General features: G+C 67.5%; 17 protein-coding genes. 7 read left to right on the forward strand and 10 right to left on the reverse strand.

Annotated elements, in window-relative coordinates; all coding sequences use genetic code 11:
• Window positions 1-161: 161 nt before the first annotated feature.
• From gspN to V6V88_RS10805, 9 genes are all read right to left on the reverse strand, one after another.
• Complete coding sequence (gspN, locus tag V6V88_RS10765) at window positions 162-941, reverse strand: type II secretion system protein N (protein WP_223575323.1); 780 nt, start codon at window positions 939-941, stop codon at window positions 162-164.
• A complete protein-coding gene (gene gspM, locus V6V88_RS10770; RefSeq protein ID WP_223575324.1) occupies window positions 941-1525 on the reverse strand; it encodes a type II secretion system protein GspM in 585 nt (194 codons plus the stop codon). The genes gspN and gspM overlap by 1 nt, the downstream gene beginning before the upstream one ends.
• A complete protein-coding gene (gene gspL, locus V6V88_RS10775; protein ID WP_223575325.1) occupies window positions 1522-2514 on the reverse strand; it encodes a type II secretion system protein GspL in 993 nt (330 codons plus the stop codon). The genes gspM and gspL overlap by 4 nt, the downstream gene beginning before the upstream one ends.
• On the reverse strand, window positions 2511-3497 hold the full coding sequence (gspK, locus tag V6V88_RS10780) for a type II secretion system minor pseudopilin GspK (RefSeq protein WP_223575326.1): 987 nt from the start codon (window positions 3495-3497) through the stop codon (window positions 2511-2513). Before gspK ends, gspL begins: the two co-directional genes overlap by 4 nt.
• The gene (locus V6V88_RS10785) at window positions 3494-4105 is read right to left on the reverse strand and encodes a prepilin-type N-terminal cleavage/methylation domain-containing protein (RefSeq protein ID WP_223575327.1); all 612 of its coding nucleotides are present in this window, start codon (window positions 4103-4105) and stop codon (window positions 3494-3496) included. The genes gspK and V6V88_RS10785 overlap by 4 nt, the downstream gene beginning before the upstream one ends.
• On the reverse strand, window positions 4102-4536 hold the full coding sequence (gene gspI / locus V6V88_RS10790; RefSeq protein ID WP_223575328.1) for a type II secretion system minor pseudopilin GspI: 435 nt from the start codon (window positions 4534-4536) through the stop codon (window positions 4102-4104). The genes V6V88_RS10785 and gspI overlap by 4 nt, the downstream gene beginning before the upstream one ends.
• A complete protein-coding gene (gene gspH / locus V6V88_RS10795; RefSeq protein WP_128828106.1) occupies window positions 4523-5011 on the reverse strand; it encodes a type II secretion system minor pseudopilin GspH in 489 nt (162 codons plus the stop codon). Before gspH ends, gspI begins: the two co-directional genes overlap by 14 nt.
• Complete coding sequence (gene gspG, locus V6V88_RS10800; protein WP_056316420.1) at window positions 4983-5411, reverse strand: type II secretion system major pseudopilin GspG; 429 nt, start codon at window positions 5409-5411, stop codon at window positions 4983-4985. Before gspG ends, gspH begins: the two co-directional genes overlap by 29 nt.
• Window positions 5412-5500: 89 nt before the next feature.
• Window positions 5501-5944 (reverse strand): general secretion pathway protein GspC, encoded by a 444-nt coding sequence (locus V6V88_RS10805; RefSeq protein WP_175210863.1) that lies wholly within the window; start codon window positions 5942-5944, stop codon window positions 5501-5503.
• 979 nt (window positions 5945-6923) lie between these two features.
• Here V6V88_RS10805 and V6V88_RS10810 point away from each other — a divergent pair.
• From V6V88_RS10810 to V6V88_RS10820, 3 genes are read left to right on the forward strand one after another with little or no spacing between them, the layout of a single operon-like run.
• Window positions 6924-8909, forward strand: a complete 1986-nt coding sequence (locus V6V88_RS10810; protein ID WP_338619257.1) for an alkaline phosphatase family protein — start codon at window positions 6924-6926, stop codon at window positions 8907-8909.
• Between the two features lie 21 nt (window positions 8910-8930).
• Window positions 8931-9128, forward strand: coding sequence for a hypothetical protein (locus V6V88_RS10815; RefSeq protein WP_196589516.1), 198 nt, complete (start codon window positions 8931-8933; stop codon window positions 9126-9128).
• Between the two features lie 35 nt (window positions 9129-9163).
• Entirely contained in the window at window positions 9164-11335 is a 2172-nt protein-coding gene (locus tag V6V88_RS10820) for a phospholipase C, phosphocholine-specific (protein ID WP_217617900.1), read from the forward strand.
• A gap of 3 nt (window positions 11336-11338) precedes the next feature.
• Here the strand turns inward: V6V88_RS10820 and V6V88_RS10825 are convergent, their stop codons facing one another.
• Complete coding sequence (locus V6V88_RS10825) at window positions 11339-12241, reverse strand: LysR family transcriptional regulator (RefSeq protein WP_062840868.1); 903 nt, start codon at window positions 12239-12241, stop codon at window positions 11339-11341.
• A 92-nt stretch (window positions 12242-12333) separates the two neighbouring features.
• Between V6V88_RS10825 and ggt the strand changes: the two genes are divergently transcribed.
• The 4 genes from ggt to V6V88_RS10845 all read left to right on the forward strand — a co-directional run bounded on the left by ggt (window position 12334) and on the right by V6V88_RS10845 (window position 17470).
• Window positions 12334-13962 carry a gamma-glutamyltransferase gene (ggt, locus tag V6V88_RS10830; protein ID WP_056316430.1) on the forward strand — a complete coding sequence of 543 codons (1629 nt, stop codon included), beginning with the start codon at window positions 12334-12336 and terminating at the stop codon, window positions 13960-13962.
• A gap of 47 nt (window positions 13963-14009) precedes the next feature.
• Entirely contained in the window at window positions 14010-15521 is a 1512-nt protein-coding gene (locus tag V6V88_RS10835; protein ID WP_062840869.1) for an ABC transporter substrate-binding protein, read from the forward strand.
• A 129-nt stretch (window positions 15522-15650) separates the two neighbouring features.
• Window positions 15651-16595 carry an ABC transporter permease gene (locus V6V88_RS10840; protein ID WP_056316436.1) on the forward strand — a complete coding sequence of 315 codons (945 nt, stop codon included), beginning with the start codon at window positions 15651-15653 and terminating at the stop codon, window positions 16593-16595.
• A complete protein-coding gene (locus V6V88_RS10845) occupies window positions 16592-17470 on the forward strand; it encodes an ABC transporter permease (RefSeq protein ID WP_056316437.1) in 879 nt (292 codons plus the stop codon). Before V6V88_RS10840 ends, V6V88_RS10845 begins: the two co-directional genes overlap by 4 nt.
• Window positions 17471-17481: the final 11 nt, after the last annotated feature.

Below are 17481 nucleotides of genomic sequence, written 5' to 3' on the forward strand. Positions count from 1 at the left end.
TTTGCGTTGGGCCGTTGGGTGTAGGACACCTCGCTGGGTGTCTGACACCTGCCCGACGTCGCTCCTATCTCGCAGGGTGTCTGACACCCTGGTGAGTGGTCCTTCATCTGCCGCGGGCCTTCCCAGGGTGTCTGACACCTTCCCGCTCTCCGACGCCGCCCTTATCGCCCGGATTTCCCCACGCTGAACGTCACCGTATCGCCCGAGCGGCGGCCCAGTGTCGACAGCAGACCGTCCAGCGCGGCGCGATCGGCCTCGTTGGCCGATCGGGCGAACGTGGCTTCGCCCTGGAAGCTGATGCCTCGGGGGCCGTTGCCTCGGGGGCCGCTGCTGCCCTGGCCCTTGACGTCAAGCAGCCCGCTTTCCGTGCTGAGGACCAGCGTCGCGCCGGTTTTACCGCCCTGCACGCGCAGCAAATAAGTCCCCACTGGCGAGATGGGCGAGAGCGCAGTCGCGGCGTTGCGCCAGCGCACGTCCACGGCCGGGCCGGTGGGAAGCGGGGCGCCCAGGCGCAAGGGCTGCCAGTTGATCTCCAGCATGCCTTGCGGCGACAACGTATTCCAAGGCGCGCCGAGCGCAGGCAGAACCGTTGCGGGCACGCGCAGGGACGACGCGGGCAGGGCCAGACCGTTCCACCCCGGGCGCGCGCGCAACGCGCCTTGCAACCAGGGGTGCGAGATGTCGAGCGCCATCGTGTCCCAGCGCCATTGCCATTGCACCGGTTGCGGCAGCACGCGGCGCGCGCCTTCGGAGCCAAGGGCGATCCATGCGCTGCCGTGCCACAGCGTGCCGCTGGCGTCGGCCAACGTGACCGGCGCGTCGGCGGGCAAGAGCGCCAGCACCCATCGCGCAGGCAGTACGGCGGCACCCGCAGCTGCGGCGCACAACACGCCAGCCAGCCACAGGCCCGCCACGCGGCGTGAAGGAAGTTTCAGCGGCATCAGCGGCTCCCGGCCGCCTGCGGCGGCAGCAGCACGACCTTGCCGTTGACCAGGCCCGGCAGCGGCCGCCCGTTGGCGTTTGCGGCGCGCGTCAGGTCCACCTGCGAGATGGCCAGTCCCCAATCGCGCCCCGCGCCGTCCAGCCAGCGCATCAGCGCCGATGACGGCGCCTGCTCCAACGACAGCGTGACGCCGCCCGCGTCTGCGTCCGACAGTGTCCATTGCCCGGCGGGCAGGCCGGCGCGTTCCAGGCTGGCCGACAGTTCCTGCGTTCTGGGCATGGCTCCGGCGGGCACCGCGTTGCGCTGACGCAGGGCGGAGGCTTGCGCGGTCAGGTCGGCGACGGTGGCGGCCTGCGTGCGCAGGCCTGGCAGCTCGGCGTGCAGTTTGCGCACGGTGTTCAGGGCGGGCTCGATCAGCGTCACAAAGCCTATCGCCGCGCCCAGAAGCAACGCCGCGCCGGCGACGAGGCGGCGTTCGCGCGGGGCCAACGCCTGGTAGCGCGCGCGGGCGCGCGCCAGCGCCGGGTCCACGGGTTTGCGGGCGGCCTGCCACGCGGCTTGAAGTCGATGTAGCGGTGTCATGGTTGGCTGCGCACGATGCGCCAGGTGTTGTCGGTGTCGCCGCGTTCCGGCTTCAGCCCCAGGGCGGCTGCTTGCTGAATCAGCGCCGGCGTTTCAGCGACGCGTTGCGCTTGCGGGCCGGCGTCCGCCAGTTGCAGCGTGAGCGCCTGGTCGGCATATGTCAGGTGAGCGACCTTGTCGGCGGCAAAGGGCAGCGCCTGCGCGGCGGCGCGGGCCAGCGGCAGGAAGTCGCCGGCGCTGGCGGCGCCGCGATTGGCCTGCAACGCGTCCAGCCCCTGCTGCGCCTGGCGCGCGGGGTCCAGCACGACGGGCACGTTCGGAAATGCCGCCAGCACCTGGTCGTGCATGCCACGCCGCAAGGTGTCCGCTTCGCCGCGCAGTTGCGCGGCATACAGGTTCAAGCCAGCGATCCACACCACGGCCGCCAGCGCGCCCCAGCGCCACACCGGCCGCCAGCGTGACACGCTGACCGGCGCAAGATGCGGCATGGCCAGCGACCAGGCGGGCGAGGGGGCGTGCCAGCGCGGATCGGCAGGGTCGCGCAACGGCGCATCGGTGGCGGGCGCCAGCGCCTGCGGGGCGATCAGCGCGCGCACGCGCAGGCCTTGCTCGCTCAGCAGGCTCCACGCGCGGCGCACCGGTTCGCGCGGGGACCAGGCCAGCGCAACGGACCCGTCGGCGGCGCGCGCGCCGTGACCGATGGCAAGGCCATCCAGGTCGCTCAGGACCAGCGGTTCCAGCGCGCCGCGCACGGCCGCCCCGAAATGCGCGCGCGCCACGGCCGGAATCTGCACCGTGGCCGAAATGACGTCGGCCGGGTGCAGAACCGCTTCGCACGCGGCCTGGGGCCAGGCGTGCCCAAGGGCGCGTAGCGCCAGCTCGCCTTGCCGCACGCACCGGCCGCGCCGGTCGAACCAGGCGTAGGGCAGCGGCGAATCGGCGCCAAATTCCTCCAGCGCGGGCAGGGAGATGCGCAGGGTGTTCTTCAAGGTGTTTCTCTCGTCCAGAGGGTTTCGGGAGCGGCCGGCGGGGCGCTGCGCATCAGCGCCTGCATGGAGACGCGCGCCCGTTCGTAGACCACGGTGCCGCTGGCCAGGAACCAGCTGCTATTCGTGGAGACGGCGGGCGCGGGCGTCTTCACGCCCGTGCCCGCCAGCCGGTTGGCGAAGTCGCCGGTGTTGTTGAACCAGTTGCCGCGGTCGCGCTCGCCCGCCAAGGCGCGGGCCTGCGCAAGAGACAGCCCCGGCACCAGCGCGGCGATCACCTCCGCGGGCGCGGTGTTGACGTTGACCTGGGTGGCCGACGGCAGCAGCGTCATCGTGCGCCGCAACGCGTTTCGCATGGGCGGTTCAAGGTCCAGCAGCGCCGCGATTTCGTCCACGCCGCGCGGCAACGGCGCACGCGCCAGCGGGCCCGGCTGCGCCGCGGTATTGGGCGCGTCCGCCGCCAGCGCGGGCGGCTGTGCGGCCGCAACGATGTCCACGATGCGCGCGGCCAGCGTGTCGGGCAGTTCCAGCGTGCCGAGCAGGCGCCGCAGAATCTCTTCCTGCTCGGGCTGCGCCACGCCATTGCGCGCCAGGTTGTAGAGGTTGTACTTGCCCTGTTCGTCCTGCACTCCGCCCGAGAACACCGCCACGCGGTCGTCGCCGGGGCGCTCGATACGGGTGTCCAGCACCGGGGTCGCCCAGATCTGGTCGCCGCGGGTGGTGGGCTCGCGCCGGCCATGGTCGCGCACCACCAGCCGCGCCCAGTCGATGCCGCCCGCAAGCATCGCGCGCGCCTGCACGCGCGCCAGTTCATTCTCCACGCGCCGCGTGCTGGCGGCCTGCCGCTGGAACAGGCTGGTGGTCAGCGCGGCCACGATCGCAACCACAATGAGCGCGCTGACGACCGCCGCGCCGCGTTGGCGGTTGCCGCCGCCTCTCCCATGACCGCTGCACGGGGCCTGTGCGTGAACAGCCCTGCGGCTCATGGCAGCTCCAGGATGCGCGAGTAGCGCCGCAGATCGCCCGGCACGCCACGATCAAAAACAATCTCCAGGCCGCTGGGCGCCGCCGCGAACGCCGCGTTCGCGTCCACCCAGCCCACGCCCGGCACCCACGCGCGCAGTGCAAGATTGCGCACGCCCGGCAAAAGCAGCACGCCGTCAACGGCCGCCGGCAGCGGACTGCGCGGCGCGGACGGGCCACTGGTGCGCCACAGTCCGTCGTTGCGGACCTGCCATCGAACACGCTGCCACAGGCCGTTGCCATCGGGATCGGGACGCAGGACTTCCAGCGTCTGCCCGCCGGCGGCGCGTGGCAACAGCCGCAGGCCCGCCGTGAACGACACCGCGTCCAGACCCGGTGAATCGAACGCAGGGCCCGCGTAAGACAGCTCCACATCGCGCGCCATCTGGCCCAGCGTGCGTACGATGGTGTCCGTGTCCTCGGCCTGCGCGGCGATAAGGTCGCGCGCGCCCGACACGCTGGCCAGGCCGCGCCAGGCCATCAGGCTGACAAGCGCCATCAGCGCCAGGGCGACCAGCACCTCGATCAGCGTGAAGCCGGCCTGGGATTGCGGTGGGCGGCGCACGGTCATCGCAGGCTGGACAGCAGTCCGTCGAGCTGCAGCAGGATCGCGCCATCGCGCGAAGACGCGGCGTCGTGGACCTTCACCGACACCTGCCGAAAGCTTCGGTTCATCGAATTGGTGAAGACCAGTTCGCACTGCAGCGCCAGGCCGCCTTGCGGACACGGCACCGTCTGCGAGCCGGCGCGCGGCAGCGTCTGTTCCAGACGCAGCTGCGTAAGCGCGTTCTGCGCCGCCAGCAACGCCAGGGTCTTGTCCTGCAGCGCGCGGTTGTTCGCGGCCATGACGCCCGTGGCGCGCAACGCCGCGCCCATCGCCACGGCGATGATCGCCAGCGCGACCAGCACTTCAATAAGCGTGAAACCGCGTTCGCGGTTGCGCGGACGCGGCAATGCCGCGCCATCGAGGGCGGCCTGGGCGAATTCGTCAGCGGATCTCATAGCGTCCAGCGGCATCGCGTTGCAGTGTCACGCGCACGTCTGCAGCGCTCAACGTCAACGTCATGGGCGCGGCGACCCATTCCGTATTGAAGATCAGCGGCCGGTCCGGATCCAGCCGCCATTGCACCGGGCTGGCCGACCAGGCCTGCGGACGCAGCACCTCGTCGGTGTCGAGACGGTCCGGGGGCACCGGGATGTCGTCTTGCGCGGTAGGGCCGGCCGCGCGGCCGTTGCGCTCGAATGACCACCCCTGGCCGTTTGCCAGCCAGCGGATCGGGCGCCCGTCGCTGCGCGCTTCGCTCTGCGCCACGGTGAACGCGTCCGCCAGCCGCTCGGCGTCGGCGCGCAGACGATTGTCGCCGCGGCCGACCGACAGGCTCACCATGCTGGCCGCGATGGCCACGATCACCAGCACCACCAGGACTTCGACCAGCGTGAAGCCGCGTTCAGAGTTCCCAGGAACCGATGTCGGCATCGCCGCTTTCTCCGCCGGGCTTGTTGTCGGCGCCGAACGAGAAGACATCGACGTCGCCTTTGACGCCGGGGCTCAGATATTGGTAGGGGTGTCCCCACGGATCGTTGGGCAGCTTGTCCAGGTAGCCACGCCAGTTGGCAACGCCCTCCGGCTTCTGCGCCAGCGCCCGCAGGCCCTGCGCCGTGGTCGGATAGCGGCCATTGTCCAGCCGGTACAGCTTGAGCGCCTGCATGATGCCCGCAATGTCCTGCCGGGCGGCCGCCTGACGCGCCTGATCCGGGCGATCGAGCACGCGCGGCACCACCAGCGCGGCCAGAATCCCCATGATCACAATCACCACCATGATCTCGATGAGGGTGAAGCCCTGCTGGCGGGCAAGCCCGCGCGGTAACTGACGCACTTTGCAACTCCGGTCTTTCAGTAGAAGCCCGGGATTGTGGACATGAAATATGACAGTAATGCGCACGCCGGCAGGTCACCCGCCGGCATTCACTTCAAGCGCGTGATTCCGCCCGGCGCGTCCTGGGCAGCCGGCGCGGCCAGGCGGCTCGCGCGGCCCGACTGCTCGACCGTCACGGCGTCCGCCGCGATGTCGCGAAGCACGATGCCCGGCGCCACTTCAGCCCCCGCGCGCCAAGCCAGCGGAGGTCCGCCGTCCACGCTCAGCACGGCCGCACCATCGGGCCCAGCCGCGATCACCCCCAGCACCGTGATCTGCGTGCGCATGGCTTCGTCCTTGCCGAACCACAGCGCGACCGGCGTATTGTCGGCCGCACGCGGCGCAGCGGCCGAGACCGCCGGAGGCAGGGGCCCAGGCTGTGGCGCAAGCAGGATAGACGCCCACACGCCAAGCCCCGCGGCAAAAGCCAGCACGGCAAGGACACGCAGCAAGGCGGGCGCGGAGGGCAGGGGCAGGCGCAGGGACAAAGGCATGGAATTCAGGCACGGACAACACGACCCGGCCGACTATAGCGGCGATTCATGACAGCAATGTTGGGTGTCTGACACCCATGGAAGTGAATGCTGGCTTGTCGCAACGCCTCATTGGGTGTCAGACACCTTGCACCGTCGTCTTTCCCCAAAAGAAATCAATACGGGGTGTCTCAATACGGGGTGTCTGACACCCATGGAAGTGAATGCCAGTTTGTCGCAATGTCTCATCGGGTGTCAGACACCCGGCATCATCACCTCCCCCCAAAAAAATCCCGACCCAAACCTTGCCACACGCGAAGCGTCATCGCGACGACGCAAGACACCGCGTAAGTCCCCGGAGGCCGCCCGCGCGGCCGAACGGGGACGGGCACCGCAAGAAGCTCGTAGCCCGAAAAGTCCCACCCAAAAATGCCAAGCACACCCACCGCCCCAGCACCCGAAAAATTGCAATTGCCAGAGTCCGGTGCGGTGGCGGCCCGGGGTGCGCGGGGCGTCGATAAGCCCGAGGGAATCTGAAGGGAGCCGAAGGCGGACGAAGATGACGACGGGGCAGTCCGGAGCGAAGGCTCCGGACCGCAATCGTGGCCCCGCGCGCCCCGGGCCGTCGCCGTGCCGGACGTCTCAAGAACTCAACCTCAGGCAAGCCAAAACGCAAAAGCGTACAAGCCGTCAGGCAGCTCGGGGAGAAGGTCACCGGCATGTCGTGTCGACTTTCAGAGTGCCAGACCCCCGTCACCACCACAATCCGGGCCGCCGATAATCCACCCCCTGCCTTGCCTCGCACGCAATCCCCCCGCCCAGAAGTCCGACGCGCATTGCCTCATCCGCAAAAGAATCCTGATTCAGCAATCAAGGTTTCTCGCCTTTGCTTCACGGGTCTTTCACGTTCGGTCGCCACCATGTCGGCCAGCGTAAGACCCCCTTCATGAAAAAGAGAAGAGAAGCAATGCAGACATTGAATTGGAGAAGATGGTGCGCCATGTTGCTGGCGACCAGCGTGTTGGCCGGCTGTGGAGGCGGCGATGACGATGACGACGAGGCCCCCGTGGCCCCGCCGACCCAGCCGCCCGTGACAACGCCGGGCGAGGCGAGCGCCAGCAAGGTGCTGTTTGTCGGCGTGGACGGCCTGACGTATGACGCGCTGCGGCGCGGCGTGGCGGACAACACGCTGCCCAACCTGAGCCAGCTGACCGTCACCCGCGCCTGGACCGGCGGCGTGACCGGCACCGTGACCCAACAGCCCACGCTCTCCGCGCCCGGCTGGGCCACCTTGCTCACCGGGCAATGGGCCGACGTCCACGGCGTGCGCTCCAATGCCCAGAGCCAGGGCATGAAAGCCCCCAGCCTGTTCCAACGCATCAAGACCGCGCAGCCTGAAGCGCGCACCGCCGGCGCCTTCAACTCATCGCTGCTGGCCAGCCTTTTAAACATCGACCGCGACGCCGGCTACGTCCAGACGCTAACCGACTGCGCAGGCCAGGACGATTGCGTCGCCTCCCAAGCCCGCGACCGCATCGCCGAAGGCTACGACCTCGTCGTCGCGCAATTCGGCGCGCCCGAACGCGCCGCCGCAGAAAGCGGCTTCGGCACCACCTACGACGCTGTCATCCGCCAGACCGACGCCGCCCTTGGCGTCCTGGCCAAACAGCTGGTCGACCGCCGCGCCGCGCATCCCAACGAAAACTGGCTCATGGTCGTCGCCACAAGCCACGGCCTGGACAAGACCGGCGGCAGCGACGGCCTGCCGTTCTCTTCCAACAAGACCATCCTGCTCGCCGCCAATCAGCCCGCGCTGCTCGGCGGCAGCGCCGACGACGCCTCGTTCGACGGCGTATGGGACACCAACTGGTACGCGCTGCCCAGCGCTGCCGACGTGGCGCCCACCGTCCTGTCGCACCTGGACGCCTTGCCCGAGGCCGCCGCCTACGACATGGCCGGCACCGCGCTCAGCGAGCCGCTGGCGCTGCGCCGCGTTGCCACCCGCACCTCCATGGACAACAAGAGCGTCACCGTCACCTGGGTCCGCGTGGGGGAACCCGCCGGCGACATCATCGTCAGCCGCGACGGCAAGGAAGTCGCGCGCCTGCCCGGCACCGCCACCGAATACGTCGACACCGGCTTCACCTTCACTGCCGAGGGCGTGCATGAAGTGGCCTACAGCGTCTCCACCGGCCACGCGGTCAGCGCCGCGCGCGCCACGGTCGTCTACGTCAAGCCCGTGCCCCTCTTGGCCTCGCTGCGCACCGGCCTGACCATGTTCTTCCCCTTCGAGGGCGACGTGGCCGACAAGGCCGCCGGCGGCGGCGCGATCACGCCCTTCGACGGCACCCAGGCGCCCGCCTATGCCGACCCCGGCGTGTACGGCAAGAGCTTCCGGAACGAGCGCGGCTCGGCGGCCCTGGGCGCATTCAAGCTGGACTATCCGGCGGGCCTCCTGGACAGCGTGCAGGCGTTCACCATCGGCTTCTGGTTCCAGTCCGACGGCACCGCCAATGACCGCTCGATCATCGGCAATAAAGACTACAACTCCGGCGGCAACCCTGGCATCACCATCGCCCAATGGGCAGGGCCCGAACTGCGCTTCAACATCGCCGGCGGCGGCAAGCGCGCGGACATCAACGGCGTGAAGTTCACGCCCAACAAGCCCGTCTACATCGCCATGACCATCGACAAGACGGCCCGCACCATGACCGCCTACCGCTACGACAGCGAACTGGGCTTTGTGCGCAGCGTGACCTCCACCGCCACGCCCGGCGTCAACCTGGCCCAGGTCGCCGGCGTCTTCGGTCCGCACATCGGCCTGAACGAAGACGGTCGCGGCACCTACGGCATCTGCTGCGCCGGCACCAAGGGCCCGTACACGATGATTTTCGATGACCTGGCGTTCTGGTCGCGGGCGTTGACCGAGGAAGAAGTGAAGTCCCTCGCCCTGTCCGGCAAGTCCGTCCACGAACTGTTTCCCTGATGTCCCAAGGATAAATACCCCATGAGCAAGTCCATGATTTTGCGCGGTTTCCTGCGCGCCGGCGCGGTGCTGATGCTGACCGCCACCCTGGCCGCCTGCGGTGGCGACGATGGCAGCGACGACGACGCCGCCACGCCTGGCAATCCCGGTACGCCCACCCAGCCCGAAACGCCCACCACGCCGCCGCCGGCCAAGCCCGAACTGCGTTGCGCGCCCTGAGCCGCGCTTATTCCAGACACATAGGAAAATCCTCCGTGAAGTCCGATAAAGACACGATCCACGCCGGCAAGCGCCGGTTCCTGCGCAACGCCGCTGCCTCCACGGCGGGCCTGACCGCGCTGTCGATGTTCCCGCCCGCGATCCGCCGCGCGCTCGCCATTCCCGCCAATAACCGCACCGGCACCATCAACGACGTCGAGCACGTGGTCATCCTGATGCAGGAGAACCGCTCGTTCGACATGTACTTCGGCACGTTCAAGGGCGTGCGCGGGTTTGGCGACCGCATCACCATCCCGTTGCCGCAGGACCGCTCGGTCTGGGAACAGACCAACGGCACGCGCGTCGTCATGCCGTACCACCTGGACAGCACGCAGGGCAACGCCCAGCGCGTGGCCGGCACGCCCCACGACTACGTGGATGCGCAGATGGCCTGGGACGGCGGCCGCATGTATCAATGGCCCCGCTACAAGCAGAACCAGTCGATGGGCTACTACCGCCAGAAGGAAGTCGAGTTCCAGTTCGCGCTGGCCGACGCCTTCACCCTGTGCGACGCCTATCACTGTTCCACCCACGGCGGCACCAACACCAACCGCCTCTTTCACTGGACCGGCACCAACGATCCGCTGGCGCAGGGCAACGGCCCGTCGACCCGCAACCAGTGGGACAGCCTGGGCGCCTCGAACATCGGCTGGACCTGGAAGACGTATCCGGAGCGCCTGCAGGAAAACGGCGTGACGTGGAAGGTCTACCAGAACCTGCCGGAAAACTTCGGCGACAACCCGCTTGCCGGCTTCCAGCAGTACCGCCGCGCCAACGAACTGGCGGGCAACGGCAGCAACGGCGCGCCTTACCCGGCCTGGACGCCCAGCATGGACGCGGCCAATCCGCTCTACAAGGGCACCGCCAACACGATGCCGGACGGCGGCTTCCTGCAGGCGCTGCGCGACGACGCGATGAACGGCACGCTGCCGCAGGTGTCATGGATCGTGGCGCCGGCAACCTACTCCGAGCACCCCGGCCCCTCCAGCCCCGTCCAGGGCGCCTGGTACATCCAGGAAACGCTGGACGCGCTGACCGCCAATCCGGACGTCTGGAGCAAGACCGTCCTGCTCATCAACTTCGACGAGAACGACGGCTACTTCGACCACGTGCCGCCGCCCGCCGCGCCCTCGCTGAATGCCGATGGCTCGATGGCCGGCGCCTCCACCGTCAACACCGACCTGGAGCGCCACACGCACGCGTCCGCCCAGGACGCCGCCGACAACCGCGTCTACGGCCCCGGCCCCCGCGTGCCGATGTACGTCGTGTCGCCCTGGAGCCGTGGCGGCTGGGTCAATTCCCAGGCCTTCGACCACACCTCCGTGCTGCAATTCCTGGAAGCCCGCTTCGGCGTGAAGGAAGAGAACATCAGCCCGTGGCGCCGCGCCGTGCTGGGCGACCTGACCTCGGCCTTCAACTTCGCCACGCCCAACGACGAAAAACTGCCCGACCTGAACATCCTGACCCGCAGCGGATCGGACCAGGAACGCGCCGCGCAGGAAGCGCTGACCGCCGTGCCGCTGCCCGATCCGTCCACGCAGGCCAAGGGCGTGCAGGAGCCCGGCGTGCGTTATTCCCGCGCCTTGCCGTACGAGCTGCACGCGAGCGGCCGCAGCCAGCCGGGCACCGGCAACATGTGGCTGGTGTTTTCAAACACCGGTAAACAGGCCGCAGTGTTCCATGTGTATGACCGCCTGCATCTGGACCGCCTGCCGCGCCGCTACACCGTGGAACCGGGCAAGCAGCTCGAAGGCAGCTGGGACACGGCGGCCGACGGTGGCAAATATGACCTGTGGGTCCTGGGCCCCAACGGCTGGCACCGCCATTTCGCCGGCGACGTGGCGCATGACCGCACGGCGCAGCAGGATGCCGAGATCCGCGTCTGCTACGACATCGCCAATGGCGATGTGTACGTCAGCTTCATCAACGCCGGCAAGACCCCGTGCACGTTTGAAGTCACGCCCAATGCGTATTACGCCAACCACGAGCGCTGGACCTTCACGGTCGCAGCCGGCGCGCAGGTCGAGCAGCACTGGGCGCTGGCGGGCAGCCACGCGTGGTACGACTTCACGGTGCGGCTGGCCGAGGATCCGTCGTGGCTGCGCCGCTTTGCCGGCCGCGTCGAAACCGGCAAGGCGTCCGTGACCGATCCGGCCATGGCGATGTAAACGTCACGCGGCGGTCTGCGGTTCGCGTGCGCGGAAAGCCTGCGCGCACGCCTCGCAGATCGCTGCCGTGATGCCCTGGCGGGCGTGTTCGCGGCGTTCCAGCATGCCAATGGAGCGGGACAGCGGCCCCAGGTCGTCGGGCAGGTGAAAGATCCGCAACTCCGGACTGTGCTGCCAGTTCGCGCCGTTGATCAGCGGCAGCAGCGTCACGCCGACTTCCTGGCGCACCAGTTCCACCAGCGTCTCGATCGCGTTCAGTTCCAGGAAGTCATTGACCGGCACCGCCATCCGGCGCAGCAGCCGGTCGATCTGCAGTCCGGTGCGCTGGGTGCGGTCAAAGCGCAGGAACGGATTGCCCGCCAGCACCTCGCGGGCGTCCTTGCCGGCCGCCGAGCGCGGGGCGATCACCACCATCTGTTCTTCATAAAGTGCGGTCCAGCGCGTGCTGGCCATCTTGCGCCCGGCTTCCACCAGGAATGCCGCATCCAGCTCGCCGTCCTCGACCTTGCCCGCCAGCTCGCTGGCCTTGCCCGACAGGATGCGCACGTCCAGCTTGGGGTGGGCCTTTTTCAGTCCCGAGATGACCTTCGATAGCGTCCCCATGCAGGACACGATGCTGCCCACCGACACGGACCCGGCCAATTCGCCGGGCGCCGTGTTCGGCCGCCGCAGTCTGTCGTATAAATCTAGCAAGTGCTTGATTTCAGGAAGCAATTCGCGGCCGGCCGCGTTCAGGATGGCCAGACGCCCGCTGCGGTCGAAAAGTTCTCGCCCCAGCTCGGCTTCCAGCGAGCGCATCTGAAAGCTGACGGCCGCCTGCGTCAGGGCCACCTGCTCGGCTGCTTCCGAGAAGGAACCGTGGTGCGCGACGGCTAGAAACGTGCGCATGAACCGGATCGTACTCATAAAAAATTCTTTTATGACGGAACAAAAAATCAAATTGATTTAATTAAAGCACGAGAGTAACTTCGCCCGCTTAACCTTATGAGACCCGCCACATGAAAACCTTCGACTGGGCCAACCCGTATCCTTCCGTCCGCATTCCGCTGTTTGCCCGCAACGTGGTTTCCACGTCGCACCCGCTGGCTGCCCAGGCGGGGCTGCGCATGCTGCTCAAGGGCGGCAACGCCGTGGACGCCGCCATTGCGGCCGCGGCCACGATCGTCCTGGTCGAACCGGTTTCCTGCGGCCTGGGCGGCGACTGCTTTGCCATCGTCTGGGACGGCAAGGAGCTGCACGGCCTGAACTCGTCGGGCGTTGCGCCCGCCGCATGGAACACCGAATACTTCAAGCGCAAGTACGGCACCGACGCCAATGGCCTGGCCATCCAGCCCAAGCGCGGCTGGGACGCGGTCACGGTTCCCGGCGTGGTGGCCGGCTGGGCCGCGTTGCATGAAAAGCTGGGCAAGCTGCCGTTTGAACAACTGTTCGAACCCGCCATCGAGATCGCCGAACGCGGCTACGCCGTGCCGCCCGTCGTGGCGCACAAGTGGGCCGCCGCTGCCGAAGAACTGAAGTCGCAGCCCGGCTACGCCCAGGCCTTCCTGCCCGAAGGCCGCGCGCCCAAGGTCGGTGAGCACTTCCGCTTCCCCGACGCCGCCAACACGCTGCGCCGCATCGCCGAATCCAAAGGCCGCGACTTCTACGAAGGCGAACTGGCCGAGCGCATCGCCGCCTTCAGCAAGGAATGCGGCGGCGCGATGACGCTGGAAGACCTGCGCGGCTACCGTCCGGAATGGGTCAAGCCCATCTCCAAGTCCTATCGCGGCTACGAGCTGCACGAAATCCCGCCGAACGGGCAGGGCATTGCCGCGCTGATCGCGCTGGGCATCGTCGAACGCTTCGACATGGCCGACATCCCCGTGGATTCGGTGCAGTCGCAGCACATCCAGATCGAAGCCATGAAGCTGGCGTTCGCCGACCTCTACAAGTATGTCGCCGACCCGCGCGCCATGCAGGTCACGCCCGAGCAGATGCTGTCGGACGCCTACCTGGACAGCCGCGCCAAGCTGATCCGCCTGGACCAGGCCACCCACTTCGAGGCCGGCCGTCCGCACGCGGGCGGCACCATCTACCTGACCGCCGCCGACGAAAACGGCATGATGATCTCGTTCATCCAGTCCAACTACATGGGCTTCGGGTCGGGCGTGGTCGTGCCGGGCACGGGCATCAGCATGCAGAACCGCGGCGTGGGCTTCTCCATGGATCCCAAGTCGGCCAACGTGGTCGAAGGCGGCAAGCGCCCGTTCCACACCATCATCCCGGGTTTCCTCACGCGCGGCGGCAAGCCGGTCATGAGCTTTGGCGTCATGGGCGGCGACATGCAGCCCCAGGGCCACATGCAGACCGTGGTCCGCATGATCGACTACCACCAGAACCCGCAGGCTGCGTGCTGCGCCCCGCGCTGGAAGGTCAACCGCGACTTCACGCTCGACATCGAGACCAATATGAAGGCTTCTACGATTGCGGGACTGAAAGACCTGGGGCATGCTTTGAAATCCGTTGACGATCCTTACATGGATTTCGGCGCCGGCCAATTCATCTGGCGCATGTCCGAAAACGACAACGAACTGGGTTACGTCGCCGCCAGCGACAGCCGTCGTGACGGCCAGGCGGTGGGCTTCTAAAGCGCTTCCTTAAACCGGCAAATGCAGCAACAAGGGGAATAAACACAATGAAACGCTTGACCATGACCTTCGGCGCCAGCCTGCTGGCGCTGGCCGCCGGCGCCGCCAGCGCCCAGAACATCCGCATCGGCCTGCAGGAAGATCCCGATGTCCTGGATCCGCACCGCGCCCGCACCTACGTGGGCCGCATCGTGTTCACGTCGCTGTGCGACAAGCTGGTGGACATCGATCCCAAACTGCACTTCGTGCCGCAACTGGCCACCTCGTGGTCGTTCAGCGACGACAACAAGGTGCTGACCTTCAAGCTGCGCGACGACGCGTCGTTCCACGACGGCACCAAGTTCGACGCGGCCGCGGCCAAGGCCAACCTGGAACGCGCCATGAGCCTGCCGGACAGCCTGCGCAAGGGCGAGCTGCGTTCGGTCGCCAAGGTCGACGCGCCGGACGCCACCACGCTGGTGCTCACGCTGAAGGAACCGGACGCCACACTGCTCGCGCAGCTGTCCGACCGCGCCGGCATGATGCTGTCGCCCAAGACCTTCTCGGACGACGTCGCCGCCGTGGGCCGCAAGCCCATCTGCTCGGGTCCGTACAAGTTCGTCGAACGCATCCAGAACGACCGCATCGTTCTCGAAAAATTCGACCAATACTACGGCGCCAAGGATTACGCCTTCAAGCGCCTGACCTTCCTGCCCATCCCGGACACCACCGTGCGCCTGTCCAACCTGCGCGCCGGCGACCTGGACATGCTGGAACGCCTGAATCCGTCCGACGCCCCGCAGGTCAAGACCGACGCCAACCTGACGTTCGCACCGGTCGCGGGGCTGGGCTTCCAGCAGTTCATGTTCAACGTGGGCAACGGCAAGCGCGCCGAAGACAACCCGTTCAAGAACAAGCTGGTGCGCCAGGCGTTCCAGTACGCCATCGACCGCAACGCCATCAACGAAGTGGCCGGTGGCGGCATCTTTGAACCGGCCCAACAGCCGTTCCCGCCCGCCAGCCCTTACCACAGCGACAAGTTCCCCGTCACCCAGCGCGACGTGGCCAAGTCCAAGAGCCTGCTCAAGCAGGCGGGCTTTGACCGCGTGAAGGCCGAGCTGGTGTTTGGCAACAACACCACCACCTCGTCCATTGCCGAAATCGTCCAGGCGATGGCCGCCGAGGCGGGCTTTGACCTGTCGCTGCGCCCGACCGAATACGCGGCGCTGCAAAAGGAAGCCTCGGGCGGCAACTTCCAGATCGTGATGCTGGGCTGGTCCGGCCGGGTCGATCCCGACGGCAACATCCACGCCTTCGTCACCTGCAAGGGCGCGCTGAACGATGGCCACTACTGCAACCCTGAAGTCGACAAGCTGCTCAACCAGGCGCGCACCGTGCCGGACGAGGCCAAGCGCAAGGCCATCTACGACCAGGCGCAGACCATCATTCAGGACGAACTGCCCGGCGTGTACAACTACTACCAGCCGTGGCCCTTCGTCATGAGCAAGAAGGTCCAGGGTTTCACTCCCTACCCGGACGGTATGATCCGGCTCAAGGGCGTGACGTTCGCGCAGAAGTAATGTTGGGGCGGCAATCGACCGCCGCACCCGCCGGACGCGCCTTGCGCGTCCGGTTGTCGTTTGCGGCGGACGCGCATCGTCCCTTGTCCGGCCGGCGCCGTCCGTCGTTCCTGTCTTACGGTTTTCCTCATGCTTAAACTCATCTTGCGCCGCGTGATCGTCGCGATCCCGACACTGATATTGGTGTCGATGATCGTGTTCATGCTGCAGAAAATCCTGCCCGGCGATCCGGTGCTGACCCTGGCCGGCGAAGAGCGCGACCCGGCCGTGCTGGACTACCTGCGCGACAAATACCGCCTGAACGACCCGTTGCCGATGCAGTACGCGGCCTGGGCCGGGCAGGTGCTGCAAGGCGACCTGGGCAAGTCCCTGCGTACCGACGTGCCCGTCACGACGCTGATCGCGCAAAAGCTGCCCGTCACCCTGCAACTGGCCGCCATGGCGATGTTCTTTGCGCTCTTGGTGGGCATTCCCATGGGCATCATCGCCGCGGTGCGCAAGGGCAAGCCCGTCGAGATGGGCGCCAACATCGCGGCGCTCTCGGGCATGTCCATTCCCAATTTCTGGCTGGGCATCATCCTCATCATGGTGGTGTCGGTGCAGTGGAAGCTGCTGCCGGCCTCGGGCTATGTGTCGCCGTCCGAGGACTTCTGGCTGTCCATCAAGACCATGCTGATGCCATCGCTGGTGCTGTCCACCGCGATTGCCGCATACCTGATGCGCCACACCCGGTCGTCCATGCTGGAGGCGCTGTCTGCGGATTACGTGCGCACCGCCCGCGCGAAGGGCGTGTCGCCGCGCAGCGTGGTGCTGCGCCACGCGCTGCGCAATGCGCTCATGCCGATCGTCACGCTGGTCACGCTGCTGTTTGGCGAACTGCTGGCCGGCGCCGTGCTGACCGAACAGGTCTTCACAATCCCGGGCTTCGGCAAGCTGGTGGTCGACGCGGTGTTCACCCGCGACTACGCGGTGGTGCAGGGCGTGGTGCTCTGCGTGGCGGTGGGCTTCATCCTGATGAACCTGCTGGCCGACATCCTGTACATCCTGGTCAATCCCCGCCTGAGGCACTCATGAGCGCAATTCCTGCAACGGCCGCAGCCGTCACGCCGCCCCGCAGCCGCAATCGCGCGTGGGCCAAGTTCAAACGCAACCGCATCGCGATGCTCGGCTTGGGCATCGTGCTGTTCTTCGTGCTGGTGGCCATCCTGGCCCCGTTCATCGTCAGCCAGGATCCCCTGCAAACCAGCTTCACCACCATCCGCAAGGCGCCGTCGGCGGCGCATTGGCTGGGCACGGACGAGCTGGGCCGGGACATCTACAGCCGCATGGTCTACGGCGCGCGCGCCTCGCTGATGGCGGGCCTGGTGTCGGTGCTGATCGCGCTGGTCGTGGGCGTGCCCTTTGGCCTGGCTGCGGGCTACTTCGGCGGCTGGACGGACAGCGTCATCTCGCGCGCCACCGAGGCGCTGCTGGCGATCCCGTTCCTGATCCTGGCCATTGCGCTGGCCGCCTTCCTGGGGCCCAGCCTGACGAACGCAATGATCGCCATCGGTGTATCGGCGGCGCCCAAGTTCATCCGGTTGACCCGAGGGCAGGTGCTGGCGGTCAAGAACGAGGACTACGTGCAGAGCGCCCGCGCGCTGGGCGCTTCCGACCTGCGCATCATCGGCCGGCACGTGTTTCCCAACGTCATGCCGCCGCTGATCGTGCAGGCCACGATCACCATCGCCACGGCCATCATCGCCGAGGCCAGCCTGTCCTTCCTGGGCCTGGGCCTGCAACCGCCGACGCCGTCGTGGGGCTCGATGCTGAACACGGCCAAGAACTTCATGACCCAGGCGCCCTGGATGTCGATCTTCCCCGGATCGGCCATTTTCCTGGTGGTGCTGGGCTTCAATCTGCTGGGTGACGGGCTGCGCGACGCGCTCGATCCGCGTCAGGAAAAGTAATCGATATGGCA

Origin of the sequence: Achromobacter sp. E1 (assembly GCF_037039475.1) — a bacterium.
Taxonomy (GTDB): domain Bacteria; phylum Pseudomonadota; class Gammaproteobacteria; order Burkholderiales; family Burkholderiaceae_B; genus Achromobacter; species Achromobacter mucicolens.